The sequence below is a fragment of the Aquibium pacificum genome (assembly GCF_040839445.1).
GTDB classification, from domain to species: domain Bacteria; phylum Pseudomonadota; class Alphaproteobacteria; order Rhizobiales; family Rhizobiaceae; genus Aquibium; species Aquibium pacificus.
The window spans coordinates 57,871-74,699 of the sequence record NZ_JBDPGJ010000005.1; the positions used below are offsets into that span (position 1 = coordinate 57,871).

Below are 16,829 nucleotides of genomic sequence, written 5' to 3' on the forward strand. Positions count from 1 at the left end.
GCGCCATGGCCGACCCGTTGACCGACGGACGCGGAGCGGTAGCCGAGGCAGGCGGCGTACGTTTTTCAACCTGGTCGAGCTGCGCCGAGCGCATGTGGGTCTGCCTCTTCGACGAAAGCGGCGACCGCGAGACGCAACGCATCGAGATGCGGCGCGCCGAACACGGGGTGTTCGAGGCTTTTGTCGACGGCATCGGCCCCGGCGCGCGATACGGCTTGCGGACGGACGGCCGCTATGATCCCGAAAACGGCTTCTGGCACGATCCCGACAAGCTCCTGATGGATCCCTATGCGCTGGAAATCGACCGGCCCTACAGGCTCGATCCGCGCCTTTGTGCGAGAAGGGGGCAGGGCGGCGACACCGCCGGGCTCATGCCCAAGGCCACGGTTCCCGAACCCATGGCTCCCCTGGCCAGGACAGCCCCGCTGTTCCGCAACGGCGGGCTGATCTACGAGGCGTCGGTGCGCGGCCTGACCATGCTCCATCCGGACATCCCGCCGGAAATCCGTGGCACCGTCGCAGCCCTCGGTCATCCGGTGATCGTCGAACACCTGAAGAAGCTCGGCGTCGACGCGATCGAGCTGATGCCGGTCACGGCCTGGATAGACGACCTCCATCTCCCCGCCCTCGGTCTCTCCAACGTCTGGGGCTACAACCCGGTCTCCCTGATGGCGCTCGATCCGAGGCTGGCGCCCGGCGGCGTAGCGGAGCTTCGGCGTTCAGTGAAGACGCTGCGCGAGGCCGGCATCGGCGTCATCCTCGATCTCGTCTTCAACCACACCGGCGAGAGCGACGTGAACGGTCCGACGCTCTGCTTCCGCGGCCTCGACAACCTCGCCTACTACCGGCACCTGCCCGGCGATCCGGTCGTGCTTGCCAACGACACCGGCTGCGGAAACACGATCGCGACGCAGCACCCGGAAGTGCACCGGATGATCCTCGACACGCTGCGGCACTTCGTGACGAACTGCGGCGTCGACGGCTTCCGCTTCGACCTCGCCCCGGTCCTCGGACGCGACCACCGGGGCTTCGATCCCGCGGCCTTGTTCTTCCGCGAGATCGAGCAGGACGCGGTGCTGTCGGACCGGGTGCTGATCGCGGAACCGTGGGACATCGGCCCGGGCGGCTACCACCTCGGCAATTTCCCCTCGCATTTCCTGGAGTGGAACGACCGGTTCCGCGACGACGTCAGGCGCTTCTGGCGCGGCGACGAGGCGACGCTGCCCGCCCTCGCGACCCGACTGGCGGGATCGTCGGACGTCTTCGGGCGCAACGGTCACGGCTACACGCGCAGCGTCAACTTCATCGCCGCGCACGACGGCATGACGCTCGCCGACCTCACTGCCTACGAGCACAAACACAACGAGGCGAATGGCGAACAAAACCGCGACGGGCATGACGAGAACCTGTCGTGGAACAACGGCATGGAAGGCGAGACCCGCGACGAAAAGGTGATCGCGGCGCGGGAGCGCGACGTTCGCGCGCTGCTCGCCACGCTGTTCATGTCGCGCGGGACCATCATGCTCACCGCCGGCGACGAGTTTGGGCGGACCCAGAAGGGCAACAACAACGCCTATGCCCAGGACAACGGCAACACCTGGCTGGACTGGAAGAACTGCAACCGCGACCTGGCGGCCTACGCCGCCGCCCTTGCGGGATTCCGCAAGACGTCGCGGATTTTGCACGAAACCGGCCTTCTTGCCGGCAAGCGCATCGAAGGTGCTTCGCACCCCGACGTGGAATGGCTGGACCCGCGGGGAAGGCCCATGGAGGAGGCAAGCTGGAACGACGCGCGGAACCGTCGCCTGACGATGCTGCTTTCGGCCGGGGAGGCAGGCCGCGTCGCGATACTCGTCAACGGCGACAGGCGCCAGACCGTCTTCAACTTGCCCGCCGCGAACTGGCGGATCGTCGCCGCATCGTCGGGACAGGAACTGCGTCTTGAGGAAGAGACAGTCGCAATCGTGCCCGGCCGTTCCGTAATGGTTCTGGCCGAGCGCTGAACTGCGGAATTCAGGCGCGCGCGCTTTCCAGATGCCGCTGGAGCATCCGAACGTTGCGGTTGTTCGCCTTGTAGAACACGTCGAACACCGAACCGAGGATCGGCACGCTGCCGACGACCGTGTCGAGCGCCACGTTCGCGATCATCCGTCCCACGACGTGCGACGGCGCGCCGATCCGTACCGCGTGGTAGACGATGTGGGCCGATACGAGGCCCGAGGCGACGTCGCCGACGCCGGGGAGGAGCCCGGCGACGGCGTCGAGACCGAAGCGGATGCCGGTGCCCGGTATCCGCCAGCGCGAATCGAGGTTTCGGGCGAGGTCGCCGAGTTCTGCGATGCGCCGGTCGACGTCGGATGCCGGTATGGCCATCAATCGGCGACCAGCGCGATGCGGGATTCCGTCGCCGCGTAGAGGAACATCCGACGCGCGATATGGACGGACGCCTTGCCCTCTCCGGCGGCACGGCACGCCTCGCGCGCCGCGAAATACCACTTGCCCCTCAGGGGCGGCCACCGGTTTTCCAGTGTCTCGGCGGCCTCGATCGCCGTTCGCAGTTCCATGAGGCGCGCGGGCGTTCCGAGGACGATGCGGACGGGTTCGTGGAAATGGTCCATGCTGTTCCTGCCGGGATGCAATGTGGCAGCGCAGCAACGGCCGACGGCCTGAAATGTTCCATGGCGCAGGAAACATCGGCCGGGACGAGGGCCGCCGGGACATAGCGCTTCTGCCGTTCCCGTCAGCGATCCCCGTACTCGGGCTCCCGCTTCGCCTTGAACGCGGTAAGGCCCTCGGCCAGGTCTCGGCCCTCGACATGGCGCGCAAAGTGTTCGATCTCGGCGCGCAGCCGACGCCGGCGCTCGTCGCTCCTTTTCGGCTGCCCAGTGAGTTGCTTGACGTGCCGCAGCACTTCCGGGCTCGCGCGGCAAATTTCGCGCGCGATCTCCTGTGCCCGCTCCATAAGCCGGTCGCCTGCCACGATCTCGGCGACCAGGCCCCATCGAGCCGCCGTCGGAGCGTCGATCAGGGAGGCAGTGTAGAAGAGCTGCGCCGCGCGCGCGCGACCGATCTTCTCTTCCAGCCGCACCGTCGCCCCTCCCGCTGGCACGATGCCGAATCTCGCGTGGCCGTCGCCCATCCTGGCATCGTCGGCGGCGATGACGATATCGCAGGCGAGCAGCAGTTCGAGCCCGCCCGCCACGGCCGTGCCGTTTGCGGCGCCGATGACCGGCACCGGCAGGTCCTCGATCATCTGGATGACGTCCTGATTGTAGCGCAGCACGTCGACGAGCTTCGTGCCGCCGGCTCTAAGCGCCGCCTCGAATTCGATCAGGTCGCCGCCGGCACAGAAGGCCCGTCCGGATCCGGTCAGGATGACCGCCCGCAGCCCCGGCAGGCCTGCCACCCTACGAAGCCGGCGCTCCATGGATTGCATCATCGCTTCGGAGGCGGCGTTCAGGTTCTTCGGGCGGCCGAGCGTCAGCGTAGCGATACCGTTCTCGTAATGGAGCCGCACCGGCTCCTCTGCCGCATCGCGCAACAGATAGGACTGAGGCAGCGGCTTCAGCGCGGCCTCGAGCGCCGCGATCTGCTCCGACGTGGCGTCCGAAAGTTCGATTTCGACCAGCGTGCGCTTCTGCGCGTCCATCGAAACCTCGACGAAGGCCGCGGCGTCGACGCCGCAGATGCGCTCCACCTCCAGCCGCACCTTCTCCTTGATCGCCATGTCGCGCAGGGCCGGTTTGAAAATCTTTCCGACCGCCGTCACCGGCAGGGCATCGATGACGAGCACGCTCTTTGGCCGCGCGGGCGGCTCGTGCACGGTCTTCTCCAGATGGTCCTTCAGGGCCTCGACATCGATGGCGGCGCCAGGCGCTGGCACGACGAACAGCGCCGGAACCTCGCCGGCATATTGGTCCGGCATGCCGACGGCCGCGCTGATCTGCACGCCGGTGAACCGGTTGGCGACGTCCTCGATCGCGGCGGGATCGATGTTGTGGCCGCCGCGTACGATCAGGTCTTTCTCGCGGCCGGTCAGCACCAGCCGCTCCTGCGCCGTCATGTAGCCGACGTCGCCCGTCGTCAGCCAGCCGTCGGCGCCCAGCGTTCCGACGTTGTGTGCCGGGTCGACATAGCCTGGAAAGACCTGCGGACCCTTGACCTGCACCAGACCGCTCTCGCCCGGTCCGCAGGTTTCGTCCTCCTTGCCAAGCCGCACGATGCGCGTCCGCGAGAACGGCGCGCGAAAGCCGACGCTGCCGGCGACCGGTTCGCCGCGGCCGGGGTTGAAGGCGATGGCGGCTGCTGTCTCCGTCATGCCGTAGGTCTCGAACAGGCGGATGCCGGTGGTCGCCTCGAAACGGCTCCCCACCGCCTCCGGCAGCACCGCGCCGCCGGTGACGGCCATGCACACGGTCGAGACGTTTGTCCCCTGCCGAAAACTGTTGGTGAGTGCCGCGATCGAGGTCGGCACCCCGCTGACAACCGTGGCGCCGAAGGCTTCGACCAAACCCCAATAGCTCTCGACGACGGCGGCCGGCCGCAGCGCGTAGGGCGAGGGGACGACGACATGGCCGCCGGCCGCGAGCACCGACATTCCCACTGTCATCGTCCCGCCGACATGGAAGAAGGGGAAGCCGTTGATGACGACGTCGTTCTCGTCGTAGCCGTACACCTGCGCGAAGCCGAAGGCGGCGTGGATCTGGTTGCCATGGGTGAGCTGCACCAGCTTCGGCCGACCCGTCGTGCCGCCGGTGTGGAACAGCGCGCAGACCGTGTCGCGATCATCCGTCGGCTCGAAATCGAGCCGGTCCGCCCGGTGACCGGCCAGCGCCGCGTCCAGGGCCACATGCCCGGCCGGCAGATTGGCGCCGCCACCGATGACGATGACCTGCGTCAGCGTCGGCACGGCGTCGAGCATCCCCTGCGCCTTGTCCCAGCAGGTCGCGTCGCGTTGCTGCGCCGACACGACCAGCAGCGTCGCCTTCTCGGCGTTCAGGAGGTCGACGATCGCCTCTCGGCTGAGCAGGTAGTTCAGCGAACTCGCCACGCCGGCCACCTGCGCGCCCAGCAGCAGCGCCGGCAGTTCGGGCAGGGTGGGGGCGAGGAAGGCGGCGACGCCGCGCCCCGGTGCGAGACCCATTCCGCGAAAGAGGTTCGCCGCGCGGGTCACCTCGCCCAGCAGTTCGGCATGGGTGAGCGCCGCGCCGACGTCCGCCGGATCGGGCGAACGCAGCACGGTCAGCGCCTTCTGTCCGCCGACGTGCTGCGCCGTGGCGAGGAACAGGTCGTACAGGTTGTGCGCGGTGACCAGTTCGTCATAGGGCCGGCTCTCGATGGCGGCCACGTCCTCGATGGTCCGCACCTCCAGGACCGGGCGCGTGGTCTTCAACCGACGGGTCATCAATGCACCGCCGCGTACATGATCGTCTCCTCGTCGGCCGTGCGGCTGTCGAACTCCTCGACGATGCGCCCCTGGCGGCAGACCAGGATGCGGTCGGAGAGCTGGAGGATTTCCGGCAGGTAGGAGGAGATCACCATGACCGCGATGCCGTCGTCGGCGAGGCGGTTGATGAACTGGTGGATCTCGGCGATGGCGCCGACGTCGACGCCGCGCGTCGGTTCGTCGAAAATGACGAGTTTCGGCTTCTGCACCAGAGCCTTGGCCACGACCACCTTCTGTTGGTTGCCGCCCGACAGTTCGATGACGCGCGCATCGGCGTTGATCGCCTTGACGTTGAGCGCGGCGATCCATTCCTTCGCGATCGTCTGCATCTCGTTCATCGATACGGTCGCGGACTTCGTCTGCCCGCCCGCCATGGCGCCCAGATGGATGTTTTCCGCGATCGACATCGTCTCGAAGAAGCCTTCGACCTTTCGGTCCTCGGTGACGTAGATGATGCCGTCGCGCACCGCCGGGCGCGGCACCCGGTAGCGCACCGCCCGACCGCCGAGCCGCACCTGCCCGCCGTGGAAGAGGTCGCGCTTGAGCACGCCGGCGACGACCTTGGCGGCCTCGGTGCGGCCCGAGCCGATCAGGCCGAAGACGCCGGCGATCTGTCCGGCGAAGATCGAGAACGAGGTGTTGCGCACCACGCTGCCCATCGACAGGTTCTGTACGCTCAGCACCTTCTCCCGCGCGGGCCGCGGCTTCCTGTCCTTGTGCGAGCCGTAGAGTTCGCTGGACAGCGTGCGGCCCACCATGGCGCGCACGATCTTCTCGCGGTCGAAGGCCGATGCGGCGTCGGTGACGACGTGCTCGCCGTCGCGCATCACCGTGATGCGGTCGGCGATGGCGAGCGCCTCCTCCAGCGCGTGGCTGATGAAGATGATCGACACGCCGCGCTGCTTCAGCCGCGCCACGAGCGAGAAGAACTGGTGCTTCTCCTCCGGCGTCAGCGTCGCCGTCGGTTCGTCGAAGATGATCACCTGCGCGTTGTGGTGCACGGCGCGGGCGATCTCGACCATCTGCTTCTGGCCGGCGCCCAGCGCCGAGACCATGGCAGTCGGATCGACCTGGAAGTTCAGCGACTGGAGGAACTGCTGGCCGGCGATGTAGATGCCGCGCAGCCGGTGGAACCGCTTGTCGTCGGTCAGGTAGATGTTCTGCGCCACCGTCAGCGACGGCACCAGGCTGGTCTCCTGGTAGACCATCGCGATGCCGCGCTTCAGCGCCTCGGAAGGCGAACCGACCTCGGCCCGCGCGCCGTCGATCCAGATCTCGCCGGACGTCGGCTCGACCACCCCGGCGATCATCTTGGTCAGGGTGGACTTGCCCGCGCCGTTCTCGCCCAGCAGCGCATGCACCTCGCCGCGCTCGAGCGTGAAGGTGACGTCCTTTACCGCCGGTACGCCGCGATACTCCTTGGTGGCGCTGCGCACCTCGACGATCGGGTTCATGCGACGTCTCCCTCGTGCATGCCGACCGCCTCGCGCGGGAGCGTCACGACGACGCCGTCGCCGCGGGCGGCGACAACGATCCGCCCATCGTGCTCGACCACGCTGGTCACGCCGTGCGTGCTGCCGTCGGCGCGGCTCTGCAGGCTGGCGCGCGGCTGGAAGTCCCGATCGAGCCTGACGCACAGGCCGAACGACATGGTCGGGGCCCACGGCTTCAAAAGGCCCAGATGCTTCACCCCGCCGCCCTGCAGCGGCTCGTAGTAGCTGCGCCCGGACTTCAGCTTCGGCGCCACCCAGTAGGGGCGCGGCACCTCGGCGATCATCCTGTGCCTGTAGGCCGGCTCCCGCAGTACGAACTCCACCAGCTGGCTGCGCGGCGCGAACACGGCGAGCCACCAGCCGCCGACGGCTGCCGAGAGCCGTCCCGGATAGCCCGGCAGGTCGGCGTGGAGCACGCGCGTGCCGCCGCCTTTCGCAAGGTCGATGCGCACCAGCCGGTGCTTCCATGCCTCGGAGAAGACGATGCCGCCCGCGTCCACGGCGAGCCCGGCGGGCCAGGCGAGACGGTCGGCGAGGCGCGTCGCCTGGCCGCTCTCGAGATCGATGCGCCAGATGCTGCCAGTCGCGCCGCGTTCGAGCAGGTCGCGCTGCCACGCCTCCGCGCCGTAGGCCGTGGAGCCGTTCGCCAGATAGAGCTGGCCTTCATGGACGGCGATCGCCGTGATGCAGGAAACGCTCGCGTCTGCCCGGTACCGCTTCCCGTCGAAGCGGCCGCCCTCGATGACCACGTAGCCGCTGTCCAGCGCGATCGCGAGACCGTCCGCGCCCACCGGCGCGATGCAGGCGACGGCCGAACCATAGGCCCGCCGCCGCGTCCAGTTCCCGTCGGAATCGAGCATGAAGACGCCGTCCTCGGCCGACGCGACGAGGACACCGTCATGGACGGCGAGGCAGTCGACCTCCGCGAGCGGGGTCCGCGAACCGGCCTCGTCCAGCATGCGGTTTGGCCTCAGCGCCCCGTCCAGCGGCGGCACGGTGACGGCCGCCTCGCCGCGGCCGAAGAGGTTGTCGAAGGCCCGCGAGAAGGCGCCGATCATCTCCGCCCCCAGTAGGAGGCAGGACCGGTCCAGGACGGGTCCGCTTCGTCGAGCTTCAGCCGGCCTATGCGGTTGTTGAGGATGCCGCCGATGTAGAGGTGGCCCCTGTGCTCGCGCATGGAGGTGATCATCGGATGGTTCTCGCCGCCGAAGTCCCACAGCGTCTCGACGATGCGGCCGGCCTCGTCGAAGCGCACGACGCAGCCGGTGTTGATGTTGGGATAGAGCCATTCGTCGGGCGCGATGCGACGCGCCATGCGCTTGCGGAAGCCGGGCATCTTCAGCGCCAGGTCGAGCGATGGAGTGCGGATGCCGACCAGCGCCAGCCAATAGGTTCCGTCGGAGGCGCGGTTGATGTTGTCCGGGTAGCCCGGCAGGTCGGCGATGACCGGCTCGACCTGGCCCTTCTTCGGCCCGTCGAACCAGTAGCGGCTGACACGGCACGCCCAGGTCTCGGCGAACAGGAAGGACTGGCCGTCATGCGTCATGCAGATGCCGTTCGGGAAGACCAGGTTCTTCAGGACGGTTCGTGTCGAGCCCGTCTTCGGGTCGAAGCAGATGATGCGTCCGTTGCCGCGCGATTCCAGGCAGTCCACGGGCCAGTCGTGCATTTCGTATCGCACGGTCGCCTCGCTGAAGAAGACGCGTCCGTCCGGCGCGATGTCGAGGTCGTCGGCGAGCCTCAGGCGCGAATCGTCGATGACGGAGAACCAGGAACGGTTGGTCTCGTCGGTCAGCTTCTCGATGCTGCGGTCGCGGCCGATCCGGTAGAGGCCCATGCCGCCGATGCAGCACAGCAGCGAACCGTCCCTGGCGAAGGCCATGCCGAGCGGCCGCCCGCCGGTATGGGCGAAGATTTCCTGCCGCTCGTAGTCGGGCGCCAGGAAGCGCACGATGTCGCCGGTGCGGTTGCCGACATAGATGTTGTCGTCCTCGTCGAGGATGACGTCCTCCGGCCCGTCGATGCGGCCGAGCCCGATGCGCTCGACCGGGCGCAGCCGGTCGTTGAGCGCGTAGGGCGAGGCGCCGTCGGTGGCCGGCGCCGGCGGCAGTTCCGAATAGGTCGGCGACACGTAGACCTTCGACAGGAATTTGTGCCGGTTCTTCAGCCAGCGCACGTCGATGGCCACGGCCGCCAGCAGCACCATGCCGAGAAGCAGCGAGTTGGCGCCGCTCGTGACCCCGAGGCGGACGAGGCTGTTGACCATGATCATGACGGTGACCGAGCCGATGATGGCCTTCGCCGCCGACCCGCGACCGCCGCCGAGGCTGTTGCCGCCCAGCACCGCCGCCGTCAGCGCGGCGATCTCGAGCCCGATACCGGTGTCGGCGCCCGCGCCGCCCAGACGCGAGGCGAACAGCAGGCCGGCGAGGGCCGCCAGCGTGCCGGAGACGACGTAGGTCAGGCAGATAACCCGGCGCACCGGAATGCCGACATTGTGCGCCGAGCGCCGCGAACCGCCGACCGCCAGCACGTGCCAGCCGGCGCGGCTGCGCGACAGGACGAGATGCAGCACCAGCGCCAGGGCGAGCGTGACGGTCACGCTGAACGGCACGCCCAGCACGTAGCCCTCGCCGAAATAGTACCAGAGGTCGGAATCGGGGAAGGCGGCCGCGATGGCCACCGAATAGTTGAGCAGCAGCATGTCGACCACCGCGCGCACGATGATCAGCGTGACCAGCGTGGTGAGGAAGGCGCGCAGCCGCAGGTAGCCGACCAGGAGGCCGTTGATCAGTCCGACGGCCGCCCCGCAGGCGAGCGTCGCCGCGACGACCGCCGGCACCGGCCATTCGGCGACGCTGAGCAGTCCGAGCGCGACGATGTTGCCGAGCGCGAAGACCGATCCGACGCTGAGATCGATGCCGCCGGCCACCATGACGATCATCAGCGCCAGCGCGACCAAGCCGAACTCGCCCCACTGCCGCATCAGGTTGGACACGCTGGCTGCGCCGAAGAAGTCGGGAATCAGCGAGCCGAAAACCGCCACGACGAGGAACAGGATGAGGAGCGGGATGACGTTGTCGATCCAGCGCTTGCTCAGGATCTCGCCCAAAAGGTGGTCGGGCACGGCACGGTAGCGCCAGCGCGCGATCGTGTCAGACACGGTCATGGCGGTTTGCTCGGTTCAATGAGGCATTGCCGGCGCGGACGACCTTGCGTCGCCCGCGCCGCGTTCGATCAGTTCTGGCCCGGCAGCGACCAGCAGGACGACGGCGTCATGTTTTCCTTCGTCAGGAAGGTGAGCGGCGTGAACAGCGTCGTCTTCGTCGTGCCCGGCGCCTGCTTGAGCTGCAGCATCTGCTTGATCATGGTCGCCATGTCGCGCGCCTGGCCGGGCACGAAGTAGACCACCACTTCCGAGTAGGTGCCGTTGTTCAGCCCGTCGCAGGCCATCTTGTTGCCGCCGCCCTGGGTGAGCAGGTAGACGTCCTTGCCGGATTCCTTGATGGCGGCGGCGGTGCCGACGTCCATCACGTCCCAGAAGCCGGTGATGGCGCACAGGTCCGGGTGCTGCTGGATCACCGTGGCCGCGATGTTCTTGGCCTTCGTGGCGTCCCAGTCGGCCGCCTGGTTCGACACCAGCTGGATTTCCGGATGCTTGGACAGCACGTTGTCGATGCCCTGCATCTGGTAGACGCTGGCGGCCGCGGTCAGCACGCCCTGCGTGATCGCGACCTTGCCGCTGCCGCCGTTGGCCGGCGAGCATTTCTCGACCAGGCGTTCGCCGATCTGTTCGCCCATGCCGACATAGTCGGCGCCGATGAAGGCGTCGGTCGAATAGCTCGAGCGCATGTTGACCTGCACGACGTAGATGCCGGCCTCCTCGGCCTTCTTGAGCAGACGGGCATAGGACTGGACGTCGGGATTGTGCACGACGATCACGTCGGGCTTTTCCGCGATGAGCGAGGTGATCGCCTGCGCGCCCGCATCCGTGCTCCAGTTCGGGTCGCGGATGTCGAAGGTGACGCCGAGCGGTTCCAGCGCCTCCTTGAGGCCGATCGCCCAGCCCTCGGTCAGGTCGAAGCCCATGGCCACGGGCACGTAGGCGACGCGCTTGCCCTGGAACGACGAATAGTACGGCTCGCGCGTCGGGTCATCGATGCCCTGCGCCAGCGCGGAGCCGGCGGTGAGGGCGAGGGTGGCGGCAACGATGCTGGTCTTCAGAAGTCTCATGTCTTTCTCCTCCCTTAGAGAACGTGCCTAGATGTCCCCTTGCTGAGCGGTCTGCTCGTCTCGGGGGTTGAGGATCGTGTCGATCACGATCGCGGTGAGAAGGATGATGCCCTTGATGACGCTCTGGACGGTGTACTGGATGTCCATGATCGTCATGCCGTTGAGCAGCACGCCGATGAGCAGCGTGCCGACAATGACGTTGCGGATGCCGCCCTTGCCGCCCGACAGGCCGATGCCGCCGAGCACCACGACGAGGATGACGTCGTAGACATAGGTCGAGATGGCGACGCGGGTGTTCATGCTGGCGACGGAAGCAGCGGTGACGATGCCGGCCGTGTAGCCGATCAGCGCCGACAGCACGTATTGCAGGACGATGATCGGCCGGGCCGGAATGCCTGTGATGCGCGCGGCATGCAGATTGTCGCCGACGGCGCGAAGGTAGCGGCCAGACTTGGCGTAGCGCAGGAAAAGGTGTGCGCCAAGGCACACCCCCGCGAACATGTAGATCGGCACCGGTATGCCGAAAAGGGTGCCTTGTCCGTACCACAGCAGCGCCTGCGCTGCCTCGGGCATGTAGACGACGTCGAGGCCGAAAAGGAAGTAGCGGCCGAAACCGTAGATGAGCGTGCCCATGGCGAGCGTCGCGAAGATCGCAGGGATCTCGACATAGGCGACCAGCCAGCCGCTGACCGCGCCGGTGACGAGGCTGAAGGCGAGCCCGATCGCCAGTGCCTGGAGGAGCGGCATGCCCCCCGCGACGAGGTGCAGCGTCCAGGCCACCGACACCGCCATCAGCGCCACCAGCGACAGGTCGATGCCGCGGCCGATGACGACGAGCCCCATCGCGACGCCGAGGATGCCCAGGATCGAAACGCTGCGGACGAGGTTCAGGAGGTTGTTGGTCGTCAGGAAGCCAGGCAGGGCGGCGGCGAAGGCGAGGCACAGGAGCATGGCGAGACCGAAGACGATCTGTTCCTGGCTAAGCCGCCCGAATATCTGCATGCCGGCCCTCCCGCCCGTGCCGTCGACGACCGTGGTCATCGATGCCGGGGGACACTACCGAGGCGGACGCGGCCGTTCTTTCGCGGCAATGCAGATTTCTTGCTTGAGAGTGCACAGTCCGGGGGGCTGGCTGGACGCCGCAACGACCCCGGGGTAAGGTTCCTTTGCCGGCGCGGTCGTGTGGAGGATGAACGGCCACAGGGGCCGCGGGACCCGCGAGACGGCATGGCCAGGGGTGGAGGGACCCATGGACCTGATCTTTTCGACCGAGGACTACGAGCAGTCGGCGCGTTATGCCGCCTGGCGGGACGCCATTTGCGACGTCTACGTTCACGTCGACGTCAAGGCCACCGATCCCGAGCGCTATCGCGGCTTCATCCGCGAGGCGAAGTTCGGCGAGATCGCGATGACCGACATCCTGCTTTCCGAGCAGCGCATCCGCCGCAACAAGCAGCACATCTCCCGGCTCGACAAGGACTGCTACTACCTGCAGCTGATCCACCGCGGAAATCTGAGCGTCGTCCAGCAGGATTCCACGCATCGCTCGAACGCGGCGCGCGGAGCGCTGTTCTGCGCCACCGAGCAGTACGAACTCCATTGCCACGGCGAGGTGCGGTCCTTCTACCTCGAGATCCCGCGCGACGAGTTCGCGCAGCGATTTCCGCGCGAACGAATACCGGTCTCGGCTTCGATCAACACGACGCAGGGGCTGGGCCGCATCGCGACGGAATTCTGCGCGACGCTGGCGACCGAAGGCTCGAAGCTGGGGGACAACATCCGCGCCGGGCTGGGCAACCAGCTGATGGACATGCTGGCCTTCACGCTGCTGTCGTCAGAGGGCGACATGCCCGCGGCCGAGGGATCGGTGAAGAAGGCCCGCCTCATGTCGGTGCAGCAGTGGATCGAGGCGCATATCGCCGATCCGACGCTGTCGCTGGACAAGATCGCCGCGGCCAACGGCATGTCGCTGCGCTACCTGCACGTCCTGTTCGAGCCGTGCGAGATGTCGGCCTCGGAATGGATATGGAACCGCCGCCTGCAACTCGCCTACGACTGCCTGGCCAAGGGCGGTGGACGCACGATCACCGCGGTCGCCTACGACCACGGCTTCAACAGCTCCGCCCATTTTTCAACCATGTTCAGGCGCAAGTACGGCATCTCCCCGCGTGATGTCGGCGCCAGGTCCGGCGGCGGGTAGGGCGGCAGGGTCGGCGTCTTCTGGCGCGAACGGTCCGCTCCGATCAACGCGAGGGTTCGCCGGGGCGTTCGAAGCGGAAGACCCCGTTTGGCCTTTCGACGATCCGGCCGCCTTCCCCGAAATCCGCTCCGGGGTATTCGGCCACGAGGCGAAGCCGATCGCGTGGCAGGTGAGCGCGAAAGGGATCGCCGATCAGGATGTCGATCTTCTCGTCGAGGCATCGCTCGAGGAAACTCGTGACGCGCCGCGCGAGATGCGGGTCGTAGAAGAGGTCCCCGACCAGCACGAGGTCGACCGCCGGCGGCGAACCATCCAGCAGGTCGCCGTGCAGCGGCGCGATCGAGACCCCGTTTGCGGCCGCGTTGAGACGGATCGCGGCCATCGCATGGGGATCGGTATCGGCGGCGACGACCTGTCTCGCTCCCGCCAGGGCCGCAGCTATGCCGACGATCCCGGAACCGGCCCCGAGATCGAGTACCCTCAGTCCGGCCACCGTTTCCGGCCGATCGAGGACGTGGCGGGCGAGCGCGAGGCCGCCGCCCCACACATAGGCCCAGTAAGGCGAACCGAACGCGCCGTCGATCCCGGCAAGGCGCCACAAGCCGCTCCTAGGGCCGGCCCTGTGCAGCCGTATTTCGGGCACGGTCGGCACCGGAGCGATCGGCAGGTTTGCCAGGATGAACTTTTCGATTGCGGGCGATGACGGGTCGATGTTCGTACTCGCAGGATCGAGAGCCGATATCGCTTCGCCTTATGCCTGTCCCGCCGTCCGGTTGCGGGGATTTTCGGTGGCCCCGAGACGCGGTGCTCCTGTCGATCACAGGCTGGCGTCTGGCGTTCCGGGAAACGGCAAACCTCTGTAAACAGTGGTTTTTCTGGTCGGAGTGGCAGGATTCGAACCTGCGACCCCATCGTCCCGAACGATGTGCGCTACCAGGCTGCGCTACACTCCGTGACCAGTGGGGCGCTCTATAGCGTCCGCCAAAGCGGACTGCAAGCGCGACATGGGCAGATTCGCGCGCCATCCGATATGCGAAGGAACCCGCCAGGGGAACGGCATGGCGACGGACCCGGTGGTCCGCTCCGTGCTGCCCCGAAAGCCCTGCGGCTTAATCAGGCGGTAAACCGGTGCTGCTAGGCTCGTCCGCAACGAACACGATCAGACGCGACAGGCGCAGCCGGGGGACGGGCGGAACGGCAATGACAGACCGGATCATCAGTTTCGTCATGAGCGGGGGCGTGGGCTCACGCCTGTGGCCGCTCTCGCGCGAGGACAATCCCAAGCAGTTCCACGATTTTTCCGGCGACGGCTCCATGCTCGCCAGGACGCTGCGGCGGCTGAAGGCCGGGGGCTCCGGCGAATGGCCGGTCTACACGATCGCCTCGGAGCGCCATGCCGGCCGCGTGCATGCCGACATCGCCGGGGTCGAACTGTCAGGCGGGCGGGCCGTTTTCGAACCCGTCGGTCGCAACACGGCGGCGGCAGTGGCGCTGGCGACGCTGCTGACGCTGGATGAGCATGGCGACGACCTCGTGCTGGTCGTGCCCTCCGATCACGAGATCTCCACCGACAAGCAGTTCTGGGAGACGATCGCCAAAGGCGCGGACGCCGCGCGCGCCGGCAGCCTCGTCGTCTTCGGCATCCGGCCGAGCCAGCCGGAGACCGGATACGGCTACATCGAAGCCGACGCGCATCTGTCCGGCGGCGTGCGCAAGGTGCGCCGCTTCGTCGAGAAGCCGGACCTCGACAGGGCGAGGCAGTATCTGGCAGCCGGCAATTTCTTCTGGAATGCCGGCATCTTCCTGTTCCGGGCGAGCGCGATGCGCGAGGCCTTCCTCGCCCACCAGCCGGAGATCTGGAGCGGCGTCGAAAGAGCGGTCGCGGCGGCCCGCACCGACCTTCTCGGCACCTTCATCCCGCTGGAGGCCTACCAGGACGTCCCGTCCAATTCCGTCGACTACGCCATCATGGAAAAGGCCGCCGACATCGCCATGGTCGAGGCGAGCTTCCGCTGGAACGATCTCGGCTCCTGGCAGTCGCTGCTCGACGTCGGCGGAGCGGACGAAGACGGCAACGTCGTCATCGGCGACGTGGTCGCCATCGACACCAGGCATTCCTATCTGCGCAGCCAGGGGCGGCTTTTGTCGGTCATCGGCATGAAGGACGTCGCCATCGTGGCGACCGCCGACGCGACCTTCGTGGCGCCGGTCGCAGAGAGCCAAAACGTCAAGAAGATCGTCGAGCAGCTCGAAAAGAGCGGCCGGTTGGAGACGCGGTTCACGCCCAGCCATGATCGCGTTCTTGAAAGCGGGGCGCACCGGCGCCGGGTCGGCCACTGGCTCTTCGAGGAGACGCTGCCGCTCTGGTCGACGGCCGGCGTCGACGAGATCAATGGCGGCTTCTTCGAGGCGCTCGGCTTCGACGGCCGCCCGGTCCTGAAGCCGAAGCGCATGCGCACCATGGCGCGACAGATCTACGCATTCGCCGTGGCGAGCGAGCGCGGCTGGTCCGGACCGGCGGAACGGATCATCGCGCACGGCATCGACTTCATCGCAGAGAAGGGCAGAAGCGATCGAGGCGGCTGGGTGCGGGTGCTCGAGGTCGACGGCTCGGTTGCCGATCCGGTGGAGGACGCCTACGACCATGCCTGCGTGCTCCTGGCGCTCGCGCATGCGAAGAAGTGCGGCAATCCGCGCGCCGGCGATCTCGGCGCCGAGACCTTCGATTTCCTCGACGCGCATCTGGAGGACGAGCGCCTGACGGGCTTCCTGGAAACGGCGTCGGGGGAGGGGCTTCGCCGTTCCAATCCGCACATGCACCTCTTGGAAGCGTTCCTCGCCTGGTACGACGCCACCGGCGAGCGCGTCCATCTGCGCCGCGCCTCGCGCATCATCGATCTCTTCCGCAGCCGCTTCTTCGACGCCGACACCTGGACGCTCGGCGAGTACTTCGCCGACGACTGGTCCGCCGCGCCGGGCCCCGAAGGCCAGCGCACGGAGCCCGGCCACCATTTCGAATGGGCTTCGCTGCTGGTCGATTTCGCCGCCAAGACCGGCCAGGCAGATCTCGTCCAGTTCGCCCGAAAACTCTATGCGTCGGCCGTGGCGAGCGGGCTCAACCGCGCGACGGGGCTGGCCTACGGCGCCGTTTCTCGGCATGGCATTCCGCTCGATCCGGTCTCGCGCTCCTGGCCGCAGGCGGAGGTCATCAAGGCGGCGATCGCGCTGGACTCGGCCACCGGGCCGGATCTGAAGCCCGAGATCGAGGCGCGTGTCGGCCGGCTGTTCCGCTGGCACATCGATCCGGCGCCTACCGGGCTCTGGATCGACCGCATCGACGAGAACGGACGCTCGCTTGCCAACGAGGTCCCGGCCAGCATCTTCTACCACCTCGTCTTCGCGCTGGCGCGGTATCTCGACTGGACGGAAGCTGCGGCTGGCACCAACGCCTGACCGT

At 67.5% G+C, this 16,829-nt stretch carries 12 protein-coding genes and 1 tRNA gene; 3 read left to right on the plus strand and 10 right to left on the minus strand.

All coding sequences use genetic code 11. The features are described from left to right. Window positions 1-5: 5 nt before the first annotated feature. Entirely contained in the window at window positions 6-2,003 is a 1,998-nt protein-coding gene (gene glgX, locus ABGN05_RS20700; protein ID WP_367955954.1) for a glycogen debranching protein GlgX, read from the plus strand. Window positions 2,004-2,013: 10 nt separating this feature from the next. Here glgX and ABGN05_RS20705 read toward each other — a convergent pair whose 3' ends face one another. From ABGN05_RS20705 to ABGN05_RS20740, 8 genes are all read right to left on the minus strand, one after another. Continuing rightward, window positions 2,014-2,373, minus strand: coding sequence for a DUF4112 domain-containing protein (locus ABGN05_RS20705; RefSeq protein ID WP_367955955.1), 360 nt, complete (start codon window positions 2,371-2,373; stop codon window positions 2,014-2,016). Next, on the minus strand, window positions 2,373-2,618 hold the full coding sequence (locus ABGN05_RS20710; RefSeq protein ID WP_367955956.1) for a DUF982 domain-containing protein: 246 nt from the start codon (window positions 2,616-2,618) through the stop codon (window positions 2,373-2,375). Before ABGN05_RS20710 ends, ABGN05_RS20705 begins: the two co-directional genes overlap by 1 nt. 122 nt (window positions 2,619-2,740) lie before the next feature. Then, window positions 2,741-5,404 (minus strand): AMP-binding protein, encoded by a 2,664-nt coding sequence (locus ABGN05_RS20715; protein ID WP_367955957.1) that lies wholly within the window; start codon window positions 5,402-5,404, stop codon window positions 2,741-2,743. Then, a complete protein-coding gene (locus ABGN05_RS20720) occupies window positions 5,404-6,900 on the minus strand; it encodes a sugar ABC transporter ATP-binding protein (protein WP_367955958.1) in 1,497 nt (498 codons plus the stop codon). Before ABGN05_RS20720 ends, ABGN05_RS20715 begins: the two co-directional genes overlap by 1 nt. Beyond that, on the minus strand, window positions 6,897-7,997 hold the full coding sequence (locus ABGN05_RS20725) for a hypothetical protein (RefSeq protein ID WP_367955959.1): 1,101 nt from the start codon (window positions 7,995-7,997) through the stop codon (window positions 6,897-6,899). Before ABGN05_RS20725 ends, ABGN05_RS20720 begins: the two co-directional genes overlap by 4 nt. Further along, entirely contained in the window at window positions 7,994-10,108 is a 2,115-nt protein-coding gene (locus ABGN05_RS20730; RefSeq protein ID WP_367955960.1) for an ABC transporter permease, read from the minus strand. Before ABGN05_RS20730 ends, ABGN05_RS20725 begins: the two co-directional genes overlap by 4 nt. A 68-nt stretch (window positions 10,109-10,176) precedes the next feature. After that, on the minus strand, window positions 10,177-11,172 hold the full coding sequence (locus tag ABGN05_RS20735) for a sugar ABC transporter substrate-binding protein (protein WP_367955961.1): 996 nt from the start codon (window positions 11,170-11,172) through the stop codon (window positions 10,177-10,179). Between the two features lie 27 nt (window positions 11,173-11,199). Continuing rightward, the gene (locus ABGN05_RS20740; RefSeq protein WP_373695966.1) at window positions 11,200-12,213 is read right to left on the minus strand and encodes an ABC transporter permease; all 1,014 of its coding nucleotides are present in this window, start codon (window positions 12,211-12,213) and stop codon (window positions 11,200-11,202) included. 208 nt (window positions 12,214-12,421) lie between these two features. Between ABGN05_RS20740 and ABGN05_RS20745 the strand changes: the two genes are divergently transcribed. Then, window positions 12,422-13,372 carry an AraC-like ligand-binding domain-containing protein gene (locus ABGN05_RS20745; protein ID WP_367955962.1) on the plus strand — a complete coding sequence of 317 codons (951 nt, stop codon included), beginning with the start codon at window positions 12,422-12,424 and terminating at the stop codon, window positions 13,370-13,372. A 43-nt stretch (window positions 13,373-13,415) separates the two neighbouring features. Here ABGN05_RS20745 and ABGN05_RS20750 read toward each other — a convergent pair whose 3' ends face one another. Continuing rightward, window positions 13,416-14,084, minus strand: coding sequence for a class I SAM-dependent methyltransferase (locus ABGN05_RS20750; protein WP_367956448.1), 669 nt, complete (start codon window positions 14,082-14,084; stop codon window positions 13,416-13,418). Window positions 14,085-14,248: 164 nt separating this feature from the next. After that, window positions 14,249-14,325, minus strand: a tRNA-Pro gene (locus ABGN05_RS20755). 247 nt (window positions 14,326-14,572) lie between these two features. On the opposite strand from ABGN05_RS20755, the gene ABGN05_RS20760 reads away from it, so the two are divergent. Beyond that, window positions 14,573-16,825 (plus strand): mannose-1-phosphate guanylyltransferase/mannose-6-phosphate isomerase, encoded by a 2,253-nt coding sequence (locus ABGN05_RS20760; RefSeq protein ID WP_367955963.1) that lies wholly within the window; start codon window positions 14,573-14,575, stop codon window positions 16,823-16,825. Window positions 16,826-16,829 lie beyond the last annotated feature (4 nt).